The organism is Actinoplanes sp. NBC_00393, from assembly GCF_036053395.1.
Lineage (GTDB): Bacteria > Actinomycetota > Actinomycetes > Mycobacteriales > Micromonosporaceae > Actinoplanes.
The window spans coordinates 10,452,946-10,472,094 of the sequence record NZ_CP107942.1 but is presented as its reverse complement, the minus strand read 5'-3'; the positions used below and the strand labels follow the sequence as shown (position 1 = coordinate 10,472,094).

Below are 19,149 nucleotides of genomic sequence, written 5' to 3'. Positions count from 1 at the left end.
GTGTTTGAAAAAGACAGAGCCGCGGACACTCTAGCCACGGGGTACGACAATTTCTGTCGGCCTAGGTGCAGCGCCGTTCACATGCCGGACATTCCCGCAGTTCGGACGTCACGAACCTCACTCGAACGGGGGTACCCGCCAGATCTCGGCACCGCCGACGAGTTGCGGCTCACCCAGCGCGTCGACCAGCACGGCCCGCTGGGCGGCGACGTTGCGGCCCTCCGGAACCAGCAACACCACTGCTGTACGCCAGTACACCAGATCCTCGGTGATCTTCCGCCGGTCGGCCTCGGTGAGAACCGGGACGACGCCGTACTCGCGGACCCGCCAGAGCAGGTCGGAGGTGAACCGCGCCGGCGCGCTCCACGAGCCGGTCCGGTCCCGCGGCGCGTCCGCCGGGCCCATGAAGTAGCCGCGCGGGGTGGCGTAGTCGAAGTTGTTGAGCGTGGCCCAGCGCATCCCGGTCCGCCCGGTGGTCACCTCGGGCAGCGGCACGGTCACCAGGGTGCGGTCCTCCGGCACGTACTCCCGCCAAATCCCCTCGGAGAGGAACGCCGGCATCGGGTCGCCGGCCACCACCGGCAGCGGCTTCGGGATGAGCGGCACCAGGGCCAGCACCATGCCGGTCCAGAACCAGCGGCGGCGCCGCTGCGGGTAGTCCCGGATCCGGTCGGCGGCGAGCGCCAGCAGCACCCCGGCGACCGTGGCCGGCACCATCGCGAACCGGGTGACGCTCACCAGGTCGATCACCGGCACGTGGCTGATCAGGCCGAACGGCAACGGGATGCCGGTGTCGCGGCCGAACACCTGCAGCGTGGGGCCCATCGACATGAGCAGCAGCACCAGGCCCGCGATCCCCGCCGACCGGGCCGCCGCCGAGCGCCACAGCATCACCACGGCCACCACGATCATGACCAGGCCGGCCGGGCCGAAGAAGGTGTTGTCCTCGGTGGAGCTCACGCTCATCTGCCGGGTCAGCGCGGCGTAGCCGGCCAGCGACTGCCGGGCGAAGAAGCCCAGCGAGGCCAGGTCGGTGACGTAGTCCGACGGCGCGAACGGCTGGCCGTGATAGTTGCCCGGCCCGAAGAACTGGTACCACAACGGGTACGCCAGCGGCACGAACGCGGTCACCGCGGCCACCGCGAGCCCGGCGGTGAACCGGCGCCACACCGCCGCCACCTCACGCGGCCGCATCACCGCGTACGCCAGCACGAACACCCCGAGGGTCAGCGCGGTGAAGAGCAGCGTCTCCTCGTTGATGAAGCACTGCAGCACGATCAGCAGGCCGAGGATCACCCCGCCGCGCACCGCCCGGCCCGGCTCCCGCAGCCGCAGCACCTGCCAGACGATGAACGGCACCACGTACTGGTTGACGAAGTTCACATGCCCGTTGGCGTGCGACACCATGGTCGGCGCGAAGCCGCACCAGGCGCCGCCGATCCAGGCCGCGAGCCGGCTGTTCACCAGGTGCCGGGACAGCACCCAGTACCAGGCGAACGCGGTGCCGGCCAGACCCAGCGTGATCAGCAGCGCGACCGAGACGCCGGCGCCGAGGAAGTGGGTGACCGGGGCCAGCGGCAGGCTCAGCGCCAGGATCGACGTGTTCGCCATCATGTTCACGCCGACCGGCGCGTTCAGCCGGTCGTTGAAGAACGGGTTCGCCCCGTCGAAGATCACCCGTTCGGCGTGCGCCAGCACGGCGAGGAAGACCCCGTGGTCGTCGTCGTTGCCGGCCAGCACCCGCCCGTTCGGGTCGATCCAGAGCTGGATCGTCACCAGCACGGCGAGCGCCAGGAAGCCCAGCAGCACCCAGAGATCCAGCCACCGGCGCCAGCCGGAGACGGGTGTGACGGTGGTCTCCTCCGTGGTCGCCACCGGCTCCTCGATCATCTCTTCTGCCGCACGCACCGGCCGAATTCTGCCAGAGCCGCGACCACGTCCCGCACGGCCGCCTGCCGCGGCGCACCCTTCAGCGCCCGTCGAGAACCATTCCCGGTACGCGTGACGAAGGAGTTCCGCCGAGCCGCGCGAGCGGCTGCCCACTCACGGCCGCAACGCGACCGCCGGGCTGAAGCACGGGGAGATCATCTGCCGCGCCGTGCTCTCGCGAGGCGCTCGGAGCGACGCCCGCTCTCCACCTCGATCTCGTGGCGCAGCTTGCGCCAGCTGGCCAGCCGGCGCGCCGTCAGCGTGCCGTCGGCCAGGGCGGCCTGCACGGCACAGCCCGGTTCGGCCTCGTGCCCGCAGTCGTCGAAGCGGCATCGCGCGGCGAGCTCGGTCACGTCGGCGAAGGCGCGGGCCAGGCCGCTGCCGGTGTCCAGCAGGCCGACGCCACGGATGCCCGGCGTGTCCAGCACAGCGCCGCCGCCGGGCACAGTGATCAGATTTCGGTACGCCGTGGTGTGCCGGCCCTTGCCGTCGGCGTCCCGGATCGCCTGCACCGGCATCACCGCGGCGCCGGCCAGGGCGTTGGCCAGCGTCGACTTGCCCGCGCCGGAACGGCCGAGCAACGCACACGTGCGGCCGGGGGCGACATATCTGCGCAGCTGGTCCACCCCGGTGCCGCGCCGCACGCTGACCGGGAGCACCGGCACGCCCGGCGCGATCGCGGAGAGCTGCCGGGCGATCGCGCCCGGATCCTGACTGGTGTCACTCTTCGTGAGCACCAGGACTGGCTCGGCACCCGACTCGAAGGCCAGCGCGAGCAGCCGCTCGACCCGGGCCTCGTCGGGCTCGGGATGGATCGGCTCGACCACCGCGACGGTGTCCATATTCGCGGCCAGCACCTGGCCGGAGGCGTCCTTGTCGGCGGTGCGGCGGATCAGGACGGTCCGGCGCGGCAGGACGATCTCCAGGGTGGTACGCCGGTCGGGCCAGTGGCGCAGCACCACCCAGTCCCCGGCGCAGGGCAGCCCGGCCGGGTCGCGGGCACAGTCGAGCAGGACGCTGCCGCCGAGGCTGGCCCGGGTCACCCCGTCCGCGGTCAGCACGGTGCTGATGCCGCGGTCGGCCCGCAGCACCCGGCCCGCGACCGCGTCCGGGCGGTCGAACGGCCGATACGAGGATGCGAAGGTCTCGTCCCAGCCGAGCTGGGACAGGTCGTACGACATGGGGAACCCTTTACGGTCGAGGGAGCACTGCGCCGTCAGGCGACGGCCCCCTGGTGAAGGGACGCGGTGATCTCGAACAGCACGTTCCTCACCTCCCCGCGGGTTCGGTCGATCGCGTCTGGCACCGACGGTACGGTCACGCCCACCGGGACGAAAGCGAATTCCGCTAGGGTCGCCTTGTGACGATCGACCCGCTGGTCCTGATGACTGATGTCGAAGCGGCGACCGAGGCCCTGTTGCGTACGGCGGAGGGGCTGGACGACGCCGCGGTGGGCGAACCGTCCCTGCTCCCGGGCTGGACGGTCGGGCATGTGCTGACCCATGTGGCGCGCAACGCAGACGCGTACACGAACATGCTGACCTGGGCCCGCACCGGCGTGGAGACCCCGGCCTACGCCGGACCCGACGCCCGCCGGGCCGGTATCGAGGCCGGCGCCGGGCGACCGCTGTCCGAGCAGATCGCCGACATCCGCGAGGCGCACGAGCGGTTCGCCGACGCCGCCGCGGCGATGCCGGCCTCCGCCTGGGCCTTCCACCTGCCACCGCCGGTCGGCCAGTCCGCGGCCGGGGTGCCGTGGGGCCGGCTGCGCGAGGTCGAGGTACACCACGTCGACCTCGGTCGCGGCTACACCCCGGCGGACTGGACGGACGCGTTCGCCCTGCGACTGCTCCGCGAGATCGTCACCGGCGCCCACGACGACGCGCCCGCCATGACGCTGCGCCCGTTCGGCCTGGACCATCCCCTGACGATCGGCGACGACGGCCCGGTGGTCGGCGGGCCCACCAAGTCGATCGCCGCCTGGCTGGCCGGCCGCGCCGACGGCGCCGACCTGACCGTCTCGCCGGACGGCGAGCTGCCCACACCCGCGAGGTGGAAATGAGCGACGAGTACACCGGTGACGTCCGGGCGGGCGGCGAGCCCGCGGTCCGTGACCTGGGCGGCGGCCTGATCCTCACCAAGGTGTCGGTCGGCCCGATGGACAACAACGCCTACCTGTTGCGCGCCGGTTCCGAACAGCTGCTGATCGACGCGGCCAACGACGCCGCCACGCTGCTGGCGCTGATCGGCCCGGCCGGGCTGCGCACCGTGGTGACCACCCACCAGCACCGGGACCATTGGATCGCGCTGGAAGAGGTGGTGAAGGTCACCGGGGCAGCCTCCCTGGCACACGCCGCCGACGCCCCGGCGATCCCGGTGACCACCGGCACCCTGAGCGACGGTGACGTGGTCGAGGTCGGCGGCCACTCGCTGGAGGTGATCCACGTGGTGGGGCACACGCCGGGTTCGGTGGTGCTCGCCTACCAGCAGCCGGGCGGCCGCACCCACCTGTTCACCGGCGACAGCCTCTTCCCCGGGGGTCCTGGCCGGACAACAAATCCGCGGGATTTCAACTCGCTCATGACGGATCTGGAGACCAAGGTCTTCGACCGGTTCCCGGACGACACTTGGTTCTACCCAGGTCACGGGAAGGACAGCACGCTCGGAGCCGAGCGTGCGGCGATCCCGGAGTGGCGAGCCCGCGGTTGGTGATTCGGTAGGGACTTCCCGGGGTCGGCCCGAGGAGTCCCACCGTGAACAACCCAACTGTCCACCCGTCATGGTGCGATCGCACCCTTTGCACGGCCGACGAGCACCGGTCCGCGCCGATTCCGCTGAACCTCAACTCGGTCTTGTGGCTGCCGGCCCGCGAGGGCACCGCCTGGCTGACCGAGGCGCGCGCCCCATGGTCGTGTGAGCCCTACCTGCGGCTCGAGATTGGTGACGCGCATCTATCCATGCCCGCTGGCGACGCCCGGCGCGTGCTCGACGCCCTATCCACACTGCTCACCTCGGCGGCGGTCTGATGACGAGCCGTACCGATAGGGCCTTATTAATACTGACTGCGCTCTTCGTCGCCGGGCTGGCGTTCGTCGCAGGCACGATCAGCTTCGCGCACATGCGCGAGTTGGCCACGCATCACGGCCAACTCGGCTGGAAGTCGTATGCCTTTCCTATCAGCGTCGACGGCTTGGAGATCGTCGCCAGCCTGTACCTGGTCGTGCAACGTCGCGCCGGGCGGCCGACCGGGTGGCTCCCGTGGGTCGCGCTGATCGTCGGTACCGCGGCGAGTCTCGCAGCGAATGTCGCGGTCGGCGGCGCGGACCCGATCGCGAAGGCGCTCGCCGGGTGGCCAGCCGTCTCGATGCTCGTCTCGATCAAGCTGCTCTTCTCCATGATCAATCACACTGCGGTTGAGCGGCCGGACGGCCAAGACGATCAGCGGACGGTCCGAGACAGCCCGGACATCCGCGATACCGTCTTGGCGTCGTCCGCAATTAGCCCTGCCGGATCGGACCGCGCCGGCCGACGGACGCCGCCCGGCGACGACCTGGCGGACCTGATCCCGGCCGCACGGGCTGCCTGCACCACGCTGGCCATCAACGGCCGAACCCTGTCGCGAGACAACCTCGCGGACGCTCTGCGCGACGAGGGAAACAGCGTCTCCAACGAGCGCGTCTCACGTCTTCTCAGAATGCTCAAGGGGGAGCAGGGCGGGACGGCAACTGGCCCAGAAGAGCCGGAGTCGCGGTCCAAGTGATGGCGTAATCATCCTGACTCCGGACGCAGCGTCGGCGGCCATGGCGAGGTCGGCCGCCGGTCCCCTACGTGGGCTGCAGTAGCCCTCAGCACCAGATCGCAGTTCACTGAGCTACCGCATATGCCCAGCTAAAACGGTATCTACGGCTGAGACATCTCCCCTAACCTAACCTTCTCCTCCGTGACGGCGGGTCAACCACCCTGGCTGGCTCCCACCGCTTATCGGCCAGCGCAGCTGGCATCGTTGCTGACCGTAGGAGCCGGGGCTGATGCGCCTGGACCGTAAGCCAGATACCCGTTTGTATGTCGTGCATGAGGAAGAGACGATGGGACCCTTACGCGACTCAATGCCGCGTCAACACCAGCTCGATGGGCGAGAGGAATGACAGGGCACTCACGACGGCAACGCGACGACGAGGCACTTCGCCCGACTTGGATCGACGAGTTAGTCGCTGCGCATCCTGAAATAGATCGCGACGCTCAGCAGTGGTGGAAGTCAACCTCGCCAGAGCAGATGGTAGGCAGCCGCCACCACACGGTCCCTCGTTCGTATCTCGAGCGGTTCGCCCAGGACGGCCAACTGTGGGTACGCGACCGGGTCACTGGCGGCAGCCGATTGAGTCCTACTACGAAGACGGGGGTGATCAAGGACTTTTACACCTTCATCAACCTCGACGGCGAGAAGGACGGCCGGCTGGAACTGATTCTCGGCGTCATCGAAAGCGGCGCTAAGGAACTCTTCGATCGCATGCTGGACCCCTTTCGTCCTCCTCGACCGATCACCCCGTCGGAGTCCATGCACCTCGCGATATTCCTGGCGTTCCAACTGCAGCGCACGCCGCAGTACCGACGGATGACGGAGCTGCTCGGGGATTTTCTCGCGAAGACGCATAATTCGGACGTGCCGGGCATCGACCAAGTTCGGGTGGTACCCGAGCCCAACTTGCACCTTGAACACATGAGCAAGGCGGCACCACGGCTCAGCGAACTGTTCTTCGACCGGCCAGCGCTGATCGTGACGCTCGATCAGCCGCTATTCATCACTTGCGATGAACCCGTCGTCCTAGTCACTAACGGCTCGAGCCACGTCGAACACACGGCAGCCTGCTTCAAGACCAAGAACCAGCGCAGAAAGGCGGCGCGGAGGCCGAGCCGCGGCCGCATGCGCAACGCAGACATCGTGCACATCTACCCGACACGGCCGCCGGCTGGCGCCGCCGTCGAGGTCGCGCTCCCGCTGACTCCTCGGACATTGCTTGTCCTGGGCCCGAGGGGGACCATCGGACCCCTCGCGCACAGCTTGGCCGGGGCCGAAGCCGCAGCATACGCAGCCGATGTGAACAACCGTCTGGTGGAGCAGGCCTACGGCTGGGTCGCCGCGCACCCTGACCATCCGACATTTCGATCGCTCGTCTTCCCGCCTCCCGGACCGCTTGTGCGGGCATGCGACGGTGGCTCCAAATTCTCCCAGGACCTCGACAAAGCGCCGAGCCCACGCCGACCAGCATTGCTCGGCCGAGGCTGGAAGTAGGTGGTCCTCCTACGTCAAATTGGTGGCTTCCGGAATAATTCCGCAGCCCAACACCATCCCCTCAGATGGTCCCGCCCTTTAGCGGGACTTGTTCGCGATGCTGACAACTTCCCGGACGACGCCGACCCTGCAGATGCTCCTGCGCCACACTTCTCGGTTGCTTTTCGTACCAAAACCACGGGATGGGCACATGGCTGACCGACTTGTCTTATCTGCCGATCTGTTCCAGTACTGGGCCATTGACTTCGTGCGCAATGAGCTTCTAGTGGTTACAGCGGACGGACAACGCCATACGGAGGCGCTGTCGACGCCATCGTGGCCGAACAATCAGGTTGCCCAGTCAGTATTCGACTGGGAGCGATGGTGGATATTCAGCACCACGACGAGGGGCGACATGCTGATTTCGGAGGCATATAGCCCCATTACCACCGGCCCGCGGCGACCGACCGTCTACCTGGACCAAAATCATTGGAGCACGGTTGCATGGGCGATGGTTGATCCGAGTAAAGTGACGCGTAAGGACGAACTCGCCGCCGCACTTCGGATCATCGAACTTGCTACCGACGCCGGCATTGTCCTACCACTCTCATCGTCCCACTATATCGAGACCGGCCCACTCTACGGTGAGCGTCGCTACCACCTAGGCCTTGCAATGGCAAAGCTGTCTGGTGGATGGCAACTCCGCCACCCTACGGCAGTCTGGGACAACGAGGTAGCAGTGATACTCGCACGATACGCAGGCGCCCCATTACCCACCTTTTCGGAACTTCCCGTTATCACCACGGAGCCGCAGGCATTTCTTGCGAATGACGTCCGAGCCTACGAGATCGACAACGATTGGGAGCTCCTTCAACTCGTACTGTCCGAGCCTTCTATCACATTGTCGTGTCTGATCGACATAACTCCTGAGCCTAAGATCATTTCCCCGGCGTGGGCTCAGCGCAATCAAGAAATCACGGACTATTTCGCCGGAAAAGGTATTTCGAACAAGGAGCGGCGACTGCAAGCTGCCGGCTTCTTTTGGACGGACAATATCCAGGTAGTCGCGCGCGCTGCAACACGGGTCGGCATCGACGCAAGCCCGTTCCTGCAGGATCCCAGGGCGCTAGTCCAGCAGCTAGATTCGATGCCATTTTTGTCAAACCTGTCGGCGCTATTTCGACTGCGCCACCTCGATCGTAACACTCGATGGAAGGAGAACGACCTTATCGACATGATGGCCCTCTCGTGCGCGGCAGGCTACTGCGACTATGTCGCAGCTGAGCGTCACACTGGGACACAGTTGCGGCAAATCATGAGCGCGAGAGGAACACCTCCAAATACTTTCCTAACGCTGGCAGAACTGGTGGACGCCCTCGACCGAGACGGCGTGAAAACCGCGGTCGAGAGTGCGTCGAGCGCAGATGGCATGTGAGGAATGCTAAAGGCGCACTCTTCGGAGCGAGTCAGGTTTAGCGACAGTGGACCTCGGCCGCAGCTTGGCCGTAGGGCTGCGACTTGCGGGGCGTTGGTGGCGATCTTGGCACTGCCGTGGGCGCGTGGCGCAATCAGCCAAGCCAATCGGCAATTGCCATTGCTTCGGCCCAATCAGTCTCAATGGCGATGCCGTCCGCCAGAAGCCCGGACGAATCAGCAGGCAAACCCTGGAGGAACACTTGAAGATCCTCGCTAAGCCCGCGGATCTCACCACCTGCCGCTTGTTGCACACGTATATACACATCGGTGGACATCCGCACCGTCACGCCGAACGAGCCAAATCGGGACTCGACAATTAGGTCGTCACGCTCCGCTGCGTCACCAGCGTCGATGGCCACCACGAAAGGCGCATAGTATGCGAGCATGTAATCGTCGAGGCTGGCTGGAATCTCGATGGATTCCACCTCTTCCTCGATCGGGTCTACTGCATCGATTCGCATACCGACCGCGTCGATAGGGAATGATGCCACACAGCCGAGTGCCAACCATGGCCTAACTCCGCCGATTGCGGCAATACTCCGCTTCTGCGCTCGCAATTTAGCACTCAACCCAGTCTCCATCGAACGCGACCGGCCTTTCGCTTCTGCAACCACCCACCCGTTAGGCGAAATACCAAACAGGTCGGCGCGTTTTCTTGTAGCGCCAAAAGCTAGATTGTAATGACCGCCATACCTATCCACGTGCAACAGATGGGAGACTTGAAGTTTTTCACGGCAGAAGATTGCTGTCACAGCTTGGCCCAATGCATAGGAAAAGCCCACTAGCTCGGATCGATCAAGCTCTGTAGCTAGCCTTGACCGAACTAGCCGCCCACCTTTGTAATGGCGACGGACGTAGGCCGGGATCAGCGACGTACGATGCAGCCATTCCCAGAGCGACGCCGTCCCGTATTGAGCTCGATCGCCGGGCGCACGGCCCGTTACGAAAAGGGCGTGAGCAAGGTCGTCGGCACTGAATTGCAGAGTCCCCACTCCATCAATCACTCCGTCGGGAAAGGCAATCGCCCGATAAGGGGCACTAAAGGGAGTCGAGCAACTGTCCACGATTGACGAATTCGCGCGCACTGCCCATTCGCCTGCGGACAGATTCGGCGCCGCTGAGGGATTGGGCAACGCGCCTGCAGGCGAGCGGTCACCTGTTTCGGACCCTCGCAGCGCTGCGAGGGTCAGAACTCCCTGAAGGGCATCTCGAATCTTCTCCCCGTCGGCAGACGCCGAACCAGAAAGTTGCACTGCTGGGTCTCGGAGGCTGAACGGAAGGTCGTTCTCAGTCATTCCGGGAGAGATGACGGCGATGAACGGTTTGCTAAGCAAGCTAGCCATCCCCGCTACACGCGCCACCTTGGATACGGCAGTCTTGCGTGGGACTAGAACAACGGCGTCACACGACTCGAGCGCCTTAGTAATTCCCTCGATCCACGACACACCGGCCGGAATGTCGTCCGACGTAGAAGTTCTGAAACCCGAGGCTTCAAGAACGTCCGCTAGGGACGAACTATCCGCCGCAATCGAGGATGCAATGAATACCCGCATCAACCACCAAACACTCATGCCCTGGCTCACGATGGGCGCCGCGGCGACCCTTAAATACCTGACGCCACTTCGGCGTATTATCAGATTACGACATGGCACGCATTCGATGCCACATGGCAGTATGGCAGAACTCTCGCTGGATTGGTAAGCCATACTGGGCCGCACTCTTGTTTGCAAGTCGCGGCTACAGAATGCTCCAGGCGGTCAGCTCTTGCTGATCTTGCCGGAGGCCAGCGATGCGGCGGTGCACTTCGGCTGCAGCCGAGCTGCGAGGCGGGGACTTGCGGGCGTTGGTGGAGATCATCTGAAGTTCACGAAGTCTGCAGAGGTCTTCGAAGCGACCCCAGCCCCGTGGATCTTGTCCGTAGGCGTGTACAAAATTCGTAAAGTCATCGTCGTTGCTGAATCGGCGGCAGTGCACGGCGACTGTAGCTACGTCCCACATGCGCGGGCCGAAGCAGGCTCCGTCCCAATCTGCAAGGACCGCCGTGCCGTCGGGACGGCGCAGGGCGTTGCGGACCTGCGGGTCGGACTGAATCAAGCCCGAACCGAGCGGCATGGCCTCAGTCCACACGTCGGCCAGGTCGTCAAGGCAACGGGTAAGCAGGTCGCGATCAGCGGAAGTCAGGATCGGCGAGACGATGATTGAGTGGTGGATGCCGGAGATCGGGTCGAGCCTGGATAGCAGCATCGGCGGGACGGCGAGCGCGTGTAGGCGTTGCAGCAACTGCCCGAGCTCGCCGGTGGTGATTGGCTGGGTAATCGCGCTGTCGAGTCGCTGCCAGACGGTGACGGCGTGGCCATCGACCTGAAGCGGCTGCGGTGGGCCAGGAGCGAGCGCAACGGTCGGGAAGTCACGGGCGACCAGCCATTCGACAAGCTCCACGACCCGCTGGAGACGGCCTACCGGGATCGTCGGCGGCGCAATCTTGATGATGACGTCGTCGACGGCGTAGACCGCATTGGTGTGGTGACGCAGGAGGATCGCGTTATCCGCTGAGTGGCCGAGGATGCGGCAAACCTCGGCGAGTACGGGCCGGGTCCGCTCCTCGGCGAACATGGACGCTCCTACGGGTCGAGTCCGGCGTGACCTCCCGCAAGGGTACGAGCCTGCCTACGGCATTCGCGAATGTAGTCGTCGAACTCGGTGACCGGGCCGCTGCGCTGGTCGGCCGGCACCGCAGCGATTACGTCGTGTGCCCTGGTCAAGACAATCTCGGTGCGCTGTGCCTCTGGCAGCGCGGCGACGGCTTCGCGGGCCACCGAGGCGGCCTCGGCGGGGCGGTGATCCCGAGCCAAGCACATCGAGCGATCCATGAGGATGAGCGCGGGGTCGATCGACATCGCGGAACTGTCACGGTAGAGCTTGAGCGCGTCGTCCTGGAGTCGGTAGGCCGCAACAACGTCACCAGACCAGGCAGCAGCGCCGGAGAGGTAGAACAGCAGCCGCTTGATGGGGAACTCGAAGGCAGCGTCGCTGTCGACCACTTCGACCTCGTCGAACAGTTCCCGTGCCCGCCGGATCGCGGTCCGGGCGGCTTCGGCGGCGCCGGTGCGGGCGAGCGCGCGAGCGCAGCCGGCCGCTGCCAGGACGGTCGATGAGCAGGGTGTCGCAGAAAGCGCCACAGCTCTGCCGGTGAGGGCGATCGTCTGCTTCGGGTCGCCGAAGTAGTAGGGCAGCATGGCGGCTTGTGCCCGGACGAGGACGCCGAGCCGGGGTTGTGCACTGTCGTCGGCAGCGACAAGCGCGGTGCGGTACCACAGCCGGGCGTCGGTGGTCTCGCCAAGCCGCATCAGAGCGTCCGCGCACAACGTGGCGAGCAGTGCCGCCGCTCCGGACAGTCGGGCCTGAATCGATGCCGGCTGGCGACGCCGGGACAGGGTGAGAACCTCCGTGCAGTCGACGGCGATGCGATTCAGCGTCACCGACGGCGGGGTCGACGGGTGCGCGCGTACGTGCTCGTGGGTCGAGTCCTCGATCAGCTCCAACTGGCGGGCGGAAACCGTAGAAGCTGCCAGGGCCTCGTCCAGTTGCGTGCGCAGAACCGTCAGCGCCGAGGCGGGATGGTCCGGTTGTTGCCTGTCTGCCGCAGCGGGATCGCATCCGAGGCCCATGACAGCGCGCGGGATCTGCAGCCCGACAGCGATGCGTTCCAGGACTTCGTAGGCGGTCACTTGGCGGACGTTCTTGGCGATCTCAGCAGCCCGGTTCGGGGAGATGCCGACCAGCCCGCCGATAGCGCCGTACGAAATTCCGCGAGCGTGGAGGAAGCGGAAGATCGCGGTGACGTCGCGTCGCTCCAGAAAGTAGCGGATCGGGTGGCCGTCCCAGGTCCCCGACGCCCACCACCGCGGGTCGATTTCGACGCGCATTGGCACCCCCTGTCACCAGCGTGACCATGCGCGCCGCAACGTCGGCGGCATCGCATCGGACCAGCGTGGCATCGAAATCTGATGATCTCAACGCTGCCGAGCCGGATCACCCAGCGTGGGAGCCCACGGTGGGGTCGCGCTTCCGGGTGACAACGGCTCCGCCGGTCCCGTGGTGGGGTGCGCCGTGCCACCCCAGCGTGATCCTTCCCGGGCCTTCCGTCGGCGCGGGATTGTCGACGACACAGCGCCGCGATCGGCGGCACACCACGCTTCGGGAGGCGGAGATGGCGGGAAGCACCTACTACGCAGCCTCGGCCGCACAACAGTTGAGCGCCGCGCAGGGGACCCTGGACACCCACGTCACGTCGAGCGCGACAGGCCGCTGCCTGGCCTGCGGTGCTCCCGGGCCCTGCTGGCGCCGGGAGAGCGCGGTGGTGATCTTCTCGCGCAGCCTGCGACTGTCGGTGCGCCGAGCCCGTGCCAGCCAACCCGAATTGATCAATGCTCGGCAGGTCCAACCGGTTGGGCAGTGATCGACGATGATGCCCGTCCCTGGAGACAACGACGTTCTGCGGTTGACCGCTGAGCTGGTTGCCGACCGTTTGGCGGAGACCGGCTACGCCTTCGTTGAAGACGACCAGATTGAAAGGCTGACGGCCACGCTCCGGACCTTCGTGACAGCGGCCGGCATCGCGGTCAACGGCGCCGCAAATGAGACGCCAGGCACCGGCGGCGCTCCCTCGCCAAAGCCATGATGCAACGGCGGTAGCCCGCATCCGAGCGAACTTTACGGCGGAAGACACACCTCCGCTCGGCACGAGGTCCTCCGCCGGCTGGACCGACGCCGCAAATTCGGCGCCGACCCCAACGGTCACCACTGACTGGATCTTCGGTGACGGAAGGGCGATGGGAGACGGGACGCGCACAGTCGAGAAGCGCCAAACAGGCTGGTATGTCCTCGGCCATTCGGTGGAACACCTGAACACCGGACAGCAAGAGAGCGCTCTCCAGAGGCCTTGTGTATGCAGGGGTAAAAAGTAGAGCGACACACCGACGGCTGCCGGTGCCTGTCGAGAAACCATGGGTTTCCGAGCACCGTCCATCCCGGAGGAGGGAAGAAAGCTGAGCCGCAGGTATCAACCACGACCCGGGAAACCCGGGACACTGCATCCTGAACACCCACCCGACGACGTGGATCTCCATCGGGTGGGCCCGCGACATTGGACGCTGCTGGCGTTGCTCGCCGAGTACGCCACCCTGGACACCAACGAAGTGGCCAAGCTGATGTTCGGCAGTCGCCCCGCGGCGGCGCGGCACCTGAACGTTCTAGTCCGCGCCGGGCTGGTTTGGCGGTTCGTCTACGACACCGACTCCACCCACCGGGCCCATTACGAGGTCAGCACCACGGGGGTCCGGCTGCTGGCTGATCGGCTACACCGCGCGGGCGAGCCGGTCCCACCCAACCTGGCCAGCGCCCAACCGGACCAACTGATGGTCAACAACCTGGTGGTTGGTCTGACCCAAGCGGCCAAAGCCAGTCAGGGCCGATCATGGCTGTACGGGTGGCGCCGGGGCGTCGATGCCACCATATGGCTGCACAGCCGAGGTGTCACGGGCGTACAGCCGCGAGCGGCCGGGATCTGGCTACAAGACGGCCTGGCAGCACGGTTCCTGCTCCACATCGACGATGGCGTCTCAGCTCCGCGCCTCGCGCAGATGCTCGACGGCTACCGGCACAGCCGCGCGGGCGTACCTGCCGGCTGCATCCTGATGCTGACAATGACCGGGTCCCGCGAAACCGAGCTGCATGAGGACCTGCTCAACGCCCCGCTGCCAGTGCCGGTGGCCACGGCCACCTTCGACCGGCTCAACAAGGCCAGCGACGCGAGCGCGCCGATCTGGACGTTGACCGGGGACACAACGCGCTTGGTCCGGCTGATCGACACAGTCGGCAACTACCACCGCCCCACCGGCGCGGCCGACTTGAAGCCACCGCGCTGACGGTACGGATGACCGATTGGGTGTCCGCCGGGATACCGGTTCGGGGACCCGCTTCGATCCGGTCACCTAGACCGACCGTTCACGGAACCCAACAGCCCTGCTCAGCGCAGATGCGGGAGGAAGCGACCATGTCGCGACAGACCCTCTCTGGGGGTCTCCCGGTGGGGTTAAGCACGTATAGCTAAATCATCCTGATGGAAGGCAATTGGTGTATGGACGAACTGTTCCTACGGGTTCAAGCCCGGCTCACTGACCGTGATCACGTACTCCTCGGCTGGCTGGCTGACCACGGCGTGCTCACCTCGTTCCAGATCGCTCACGCTCTCTACAGCTCACTCGACTTCGCCCAGCGTCGACTTCTGAAACTGTGTCAGGCAGGGCTCCTCGACCGGTTCCGACCGTTCCGAGCAGAGGGCGGCACCCACCCGTACCACTACGTCCTTGGCCAGCTCGGCGTCGAAATCGTCGCCACGCATCGCGACGAAGAGCTGCCCCGTCGGGATCAGGCCCGACGGCGGCGCTGGCATCTGACGACCCGGGCCAATCTGCCCCACCTCCTGGGCGTCAACCAGTTCTTCATCGAACTGGCCGGCTATGCCCGTACCCATCCCGGCACGTCGTTGGATCGATGGTGGCCTGCCGCCCGTTTCGCTACCAGGTATGGCTTCCTCGAAGAAGGCGAGCCGTTCGGCCTGCTTGATCGCACCCCGAAGGTCCGCCCAGACGGGCACGGCGTTTTCACCGACGGCGGCCGGCGGGTGCCCTTCTTCCTTGAGCACGACACCGGCGCAGAACCTCTGCACATCCTTCTCGACAAGATCGGCGGCTACGACTACTTGGCCCGTGCGACCGGCCGTGCCTACCCGGTGTTGTTCTGGCTCCACTCAGCCGTCCGGGAGCATCACCTGCATCTGCGGCTCACCGAGGCCGGGATCCGCTATCCCATCGCAACTGCCGCCCGTGACTCAACGGCAGGGCTCAGCCCCGCGGATGCGGTATGGCGCCTTCACCGCCGCGCCGGTGCCTCGCTGCCGTTGGCCGAGTTGCCCTATACGAGCGCCCGTAAAAGCGGGACCGCCGCTTGAGACCCACGACCCAACCAGGAAGGAGAAGCGCATGTACACCACGATCATCTGTTTCCGTCATCCACATGACCGGCAAGGAGGACGATGGTTCGACGCCGTGATGACCAGCGGCTGAGCCGTGGTGCACCACGCGACCCATCGCCCACCGCCCGAGCAGGAACGGCGGGCGAGTCGGTTTCAGAAGACGACAAGCCGGAACGCCTCGCATCGTGCCCGCCCGAGTGGGAGGCCGCCATACGGGCGATCGTTGACGCTGCCCCTCCCGCCACTCCGGAGCAACGCGCCAAGCTCCTGTTCCTGATGCGGGGCCAGTCCCGCGACCGGAGAACCGCCGCCTAGCCGGAAACCACGGACGGCCGCTGGAACGACGTTTTCCATACGATCTCGATCGACTCCGGGTCGAACCCCGGTCCCCTCCGGTTGACCCGAAGAATCCGGACCCGTTCGACAAGCACACTGAGCACGGCGTGCCGCTGGGTCGTCGTCATGCCAGCCCACACCTCTTCGGCGCGCTCCCCCATCATGTCCAAGACCACCTTGAGGTGCGGGCTCACTTGATACGCCCGCGCCTCAGTCTCCGCCTGTGCGAGCGCGGGCTTGAGGCGAGCGGTGATCCGATGCAACTGTTCCGCGGTGATCTTCTCGTCGGCGTAGTCGTCGGCAGCATTGGCGAGGCGGGCCCGGATCCCCTCGGCCCGCTTCAGCGCTTCGGCTCCACCGCCGTCGTCCATGGTCAGGATGTCTGCGAGATCGGGCCGCTTCAACCGCTCCACCACGACGTGGCCGACGAAGAGATCGACCCTGGCCTCGTCCCGGCCGACACACCCCTTGCCCTCACATACGTACAGCGGCTTCTTCGTTCCATGCTTGGAGTTGCCTCTCACCGCCACGCGGACGTGGGCGCCACAGACACCGCACTCACCTATGCCCCACGACAGCAGGTGCACGCGCGCGCCAGGACGGCTCACACGGGCCGTCCAGCGGTCCGGCTGGGACACCAGCGCAACGACCGCGTCGTGGTCGTCCCGTTCGATCAGCGGCGGCCAGGCGGCCGTGACGAGCATCTCGTCCGGCCGTCCCCGGTGGTGTATCCGCAGCCCGATGTTGGCCGGTCTAGTAGCGATCTTCTTGACGCTGGTCTTGTTCCAACGGGCACCGTCGTCACTCTGGCCCTTGGCGCGATGCTGCCTCCGCTGTCCGGCACCCGGCGCTGGAACGCCGCGCGCGTTGAGGTCGTCCGTGATCGTCCGCAGCGCCTCACCGCCGAGCAGACGGCGGACGATCTCCCGGACGATCTCTGCCTCAACCGGGCTCTCCCGGTCCTCGAAGCCGGTCACCCGGTTCTGATCGTCGTGTCGATAGACCCGCGTCCACCCGTACAGAACTGCGCCGTTTGCGCGGCCCTCCTGGGCCCGCTGCAGGGCCGCGCGTGCGACGCGCTCGCCCTTGATCTCGCTCTCGGCCGTGTCGAACTCGCCTAAGATGCCGGCCATCATCCGACCGGAAGCCGTCGTGAGATCCAGCTCCGGTCCCTTGACCGCCAGCACCGACACACCGGCGGCGCGGAGGCGCTCGATGCCGTCGGCCCGCTCCTTGCGGTTACGCCACAGCCTGGAAGTGTGGACGACGATGATGCGGTCGATCTGCCCGGCAGCCACTGCGGCCATCAGCGCCTCGTACCCCGGGCGGTGAGCTCCCGTCAGGGCGGAGAGATCGTTGTCAGAGAACTCTGCGACGACCTGCCCGCCACGGGATTTGGACAAGCCACGGCCATCTTCGAGCTGCCGAAACACGCCCTTCTCGGTCCCGAGGTCATCCTCAGAGATCCGGGCGTACACCCCATCGCGCATCGCCATAATTCGATGTTACCCTGTAAGAACCCCCATTGTTCCCCGGCGGGGTCGGCAACACCCGGGGCAACAAGGACAACTTCGTGTCGCTGATCAACGACGTGGAGCACAAGCTCTTCGACCGGTTCGGCGACGACACCTGGTTCTACCCCGGCCACGGCAAGGACTCCACCCTCGGCGCCGAGCGGCCGCAGCTGCCCGAGTGGCGTGCGCGGGGCTGGTAGACATGCGGGCGGGGAGACCGGGGCACCTCAATTGCTCCGGTCTCCCCGCCGCTCAGCCGACGCTCTTCGTGGCGTTCTCGTTGACGTGGATGCCGGCGGCGAACTCGAGCACCTGCTGCTCGCCCCAGCCGAGGCCGTCCCACACCTGGATGACCAGGTGACCGCGGTCCGGCACCTGCAGGAACAGGGTGGAGCCGTCGGTCTGGTCGAGCATCTTGGTCAGCACGCCGGGGTTGCCGGCCACCTCGACCTGCTTGCCGCCGAGTTCGGCGGGCGCACTGGCGTCCTGCAGCATCACGGCGATCTTGCCGACGAAGCTGCGCGGATCGCTGTTGGCGGTGTCGGCCGGGCCGGACGACGGGTCGGCGAGCGGGCCCTCTGGCGCCAGGACCAGACCGCCCTCGTCGGAGCTCTGCAGCACCCAGCCCTCCGGCACCCGGTCGATTTCGAAGGCGTCCGGTTGTTCGCCCTGGTAGGCGACGAGCTTGGTGGCAACGGCCGCCGGCGCGGTGATGGCGGGCGCCTCGGCCAGGGGCGCGGTGGACGCCGGCCCGGCGGTGGCGAAGGCGACGGCCGCGGCGACGGCGGCAACCGCGAACGCCGAAGTCCCGCCGGCCTGGACGAGGCGGCGCCGGCGCAGGGCACGGCGTCCGCGGGCCAGATCGGCCTCGATCTGTGCGGGTGAGGGTGTGGATGTGGCGCCGGAACCGGCGATCCGCTCCAACCCGTCGTACAGGTTCATCATGGTCATTCTCCGTGGTCAGCGCAGTGCTAGGGACGGGTTCTCACCGATGACCGCACGCAGCCGGTCGAGGGCCCGCGCGGTCTGGCTCTTCACCGTTCCCTCGGAACAGCCGAGGGCGTCGGCGGTGTCGGCGACGTCGAGGTCGTAGAAGTAGCGGAACACCAGAGCGGCCCGCATCCGCGGCGGCAACTGCGTCAGGGCCGCGCGCAGCCCCTCCTCCAGGTCACCGGCCACGGCCTCGGTCGCGGCCCGGTCCGGGATCTCGGCCATCGGCCGTTCCCGGCGCCGCCACCACCGCCGCCGCTCGTCCGTCAGCGCGTTGACCAGCACCCGGCGCAGATAGCCGTCCGGGTTGTCGGCCCGCTGGAACGCCGGCCAGGCGACGTACAGCTTGGTCAGCGTGGACTGCACGAGATCCTCGGCCAGGTGGGCGTCGCCCGCCGTGAGCAGAGTCGCGGTCCGCACCAGCCCGGCACGCCGGGACACCACGAAATGATGGAATTGCTCATCACGCTCGTTCTTCACACGAGCCCCTCCTTCGCTCTCACGCCTCCCTGACGACCGTGACCTTGCTTCGGGTTGCACGGAGCCGGAGAGAATACTCGCGGTTACGCTGGCAGCGGCCCCCGAGCACTGGAGGTAGC

The 19,149-nt window shown here is 66.5% G+C and carries 17 protein-coding genes and 1 pseudogene; 10 read left to right on the top strand and 8 right to left on the bottom strand.

Annotation, left to right across the window (positions count from 1 at the left end):
* Nucleotides 1-117 precede the first annotated feature (117 nt).
* Together OHA21_RS48575 and rsgA are read right to left on the bottom strand one after the other, a co-directional pair.
* Nucleotides 118-1,908 (bottom strand): hypothetical protein, encoded by a 1,791-nt coding sequence (locus tag OHA21_RS48575; RefSeq protein WP_328467285.1) that lies wholly within the window; start codon nt 1,906-1,908, stop codon nt 118-120.
* A 176-nt stretch (nt 1,909-2,084) separates the two neighbouring features.
* Nucleotides 2,085-3,110 carry a ribosome small subunit-dependent GTPase A gene (gene rsgA / locus OHA21_RS48570; RefSeq protein WP_328467283.1) on the bottom strand — a complete coding sequence of 342 codons (1,026 nt, stop codon included), beginning with the start codon at nt 3,108-3,110 and terminating at the stop codon, nt 2,085-2,087.
* Nucleotides 3,111-3,289: 179 nt separating this feature from the next.
* Here rsgA and OHA21_RS48565 point away from each other — a divergent pair, with 179 nt between their 5' ends.
* The 6 genes from OHA21_RS48565 (at nt 3,290) to OHA21_RS48540 (ending at nt 8,633) form a co-directional block, all read left to right on the top strand.
* Nucleotides 3,290-3,991 (top strand): maleylpyruvate isomerase family mycothiol-dependent enzyme, encoded by a 702-nt coding sequence (locus OHA21_RS48565; protein WP_328467281.1) that lies wholly within the window; start codon nt 3,290-3,292, stop codon nt 3,989-3,991.
* Nucleotides 3,988-4,641, top strand: a complete 654-nt coding sequence (locus tag OHA21_RS48560; protein WP_328467279.1) for an MBL fold metallo-hydrolase — start codon at nt 3,988-3,990, stop codon at nt 4,639-4,641. The genes OHA21_RS48565 and OHA21_RS48560 overlap by 4 nt, the downstream gene beginning before the upstream one ends.
* Nucleotides 4,642-4,682: 41 nt before the next feature.
* Entirely contained in the window at nt 4,683-4,955 is a 273-nt protein-coding gene (locus OHA21_RS48555) for a hypothetical protein (RefSeq protein ID WP_328467277.1), read from the top strand.
* On the top strand, nt 4,955-5,689 hold the full coding sequence (locus tag OHA21_RS48550) for a DUF2637 domain-containing protein (protein ID WP_328467275.1): 735 nt from the start codon (nt 4,955-4,957) through the stop codon (nt 5,687-5,689). Before OHA21_RS48555 ends, OHA21_RS48550 begins: the two co-directional genes overlap by 1 nt.
* Nucleotides 5,690-6,070: 381 nt before the next feature.
* Entirely contained in the window at nt 6,071-7,219 is a 1,149-nt protein-coding gene (locus OHA21_RS48545; RefSeq protein ID WP_328467273.1) for a DUF4238 domain-containing protein, read from the top strand.
* Between the two features lie 190 nt (nt 7,220-7,409).
* The gene (locus tag OHA21_RS48540) at nt 7,410-8,633 is read left to right on the top strand and encodes a hypothetical protein (protein WP_328467271.1); all 1,224 of its coding nucleotides are present in this window, start codon (nt 7,410-7,412) and stop codon (nt 8,631-8,633) included.
* Between the two features lie 133 nt (nt 8,634-8,766).
* On the opposite strand, the gene OHA21_RS48535 is transcribed toward OHA21_RS48540, so the two are convergent.
* From OHA21_RS48535 to OHA21_RS48525, 3 genes are all read right to left on the bottom strand, one after another.
* Nucleotides 8,767-10,257: a hypothetical protein gene (locus OHA21_RS48535; RefSeq protein WP_328467269.1), complete on the bottom strand. Its 1,491-nt coding sequence runs from the start codon at nt 10,255-10,257 to the stop codon at nt 8,767-8,769.
* 154 nt (nt 10,258-10,411) lie between these two features.
* On the bottom strand, nt 10,412-11,287 hold the full coding sequence (locus tag OHA21_RS48530) for a phosphotransferase (RefSeq protein ID WP_328467267.1): 876 nt from the start codon (nt 11,285-11,287) through the stop codon (nt 10,412-10,414).
* An 8-nt stretch (nt 11,288-11,295) separates the two neighbouring features.
* Complete coding sequence (locus OHA21_RS48525) at nt 11,296-12,600, bottom strand: hypothetical protein (RefSeq protein WP_328467265.1); 1,305 nt, start codon at nt 12,598-12,600, stop codon at nt 11,296-11,298.
* Nucleotides 12,601-13,175: 575 nt separating this feature from the next.
* On the opposite strand from OHA21_RS48525, the gene OHA21_RS48520 reads away from it, so the two are divergent.
* From OHA21_RS48520 to OHA21_RS48510, 3 genes are all read left to right on the top strand, one after another.
* A complete protein-coding gene (locus OHA21_RS48520; protein ID WP_328467263.1) occupies nt 13,176-13,355 on the top strand; it encodes a hypothetical protein in 180 nt (59 codons plus the stop codon).
* A gap of 481 nt (nt 13,356-13,836) precedes the next feature.
* A complete protein-coding gene (locus OHA21_RS48515) occupies nt 13,837-14,601 on the top strand; it encodes a hypothetical protein (RefSeq protein WP_328467261.1) in 765 nt (254 codons plus the stop codon).
* Between the two features lie 212 nt (nt 14,602-14,813).
* Nucleotides 14,814-15,686 carry a replication-relaxation family protein gene (locus tag OHA21_RS48510; protein WP_328467259.1) on the top strand — a complete coding sequence of 291 codons (873 nt, stop codon included), beginning with the start codon at nt 14,814-14,816 and terminating at the stop codon, nt 15,684-15,686.
* A 335-nt stretch (nt 15,687-16,021) separates the two neighbouring features.
* Here the strand turns inward: OHA21_RS48510 and OHA21_RS48505 are convergent, their stop codons facing one another.
* Nucleotides 16,022-17,542 carry a recombinase family protein gene (locus OHA21_RS48505; RefSeq protein WP_328467257.1) on the bottom strand — a complete coding sequence of 507 codons (1,521 nt, stop codon included), beginning with the start codon at nt 17,540-17,542 and terminating at the stop codon, nt 16,022-16,024.
* A gap of 29 nt (nt 17,543-17,571) precedes the next feature.
* Between OHA21_RS48505 and OHA21_RS48500 the strand changes: the two are divergent.
* A pseudogene (locus tag OHA21_RS48500) lies at nt 17,572-17,760 on the top strand (MBL fold metallo-hydrolase); the annotation flags it as partial.
* Between the two features lie 52 nt (nt 17,761-17,812).
* Here OHA21_RS48500 and OHA21_RS48495 read toward each other — a convergent pair.
* A complete protein-coding gene (locus OHA21_RS48495) occupies nt 17,813-18,505 on the bottom strand; it encodes a hypothetical protein (RefSeq protein WP_328467255.1) in 693 nt (230 codons plus the stop codon).
* 15 nt (nt 18,506-18,520) lie between these two features.
* Nucleotides 18,521-19,030, bottom strand: coding sequence for a SigE family RNA polymerase sigma factor (locus OHA21_RS48490; RefSeq protein WP_328467253.1), 510 nt, complete (start codon nt 19,028-19,030; stop codon nt 18,521-18,523).
* Nucleotides 19,031-19,149 lie beyond the last annotated feature (119 nt).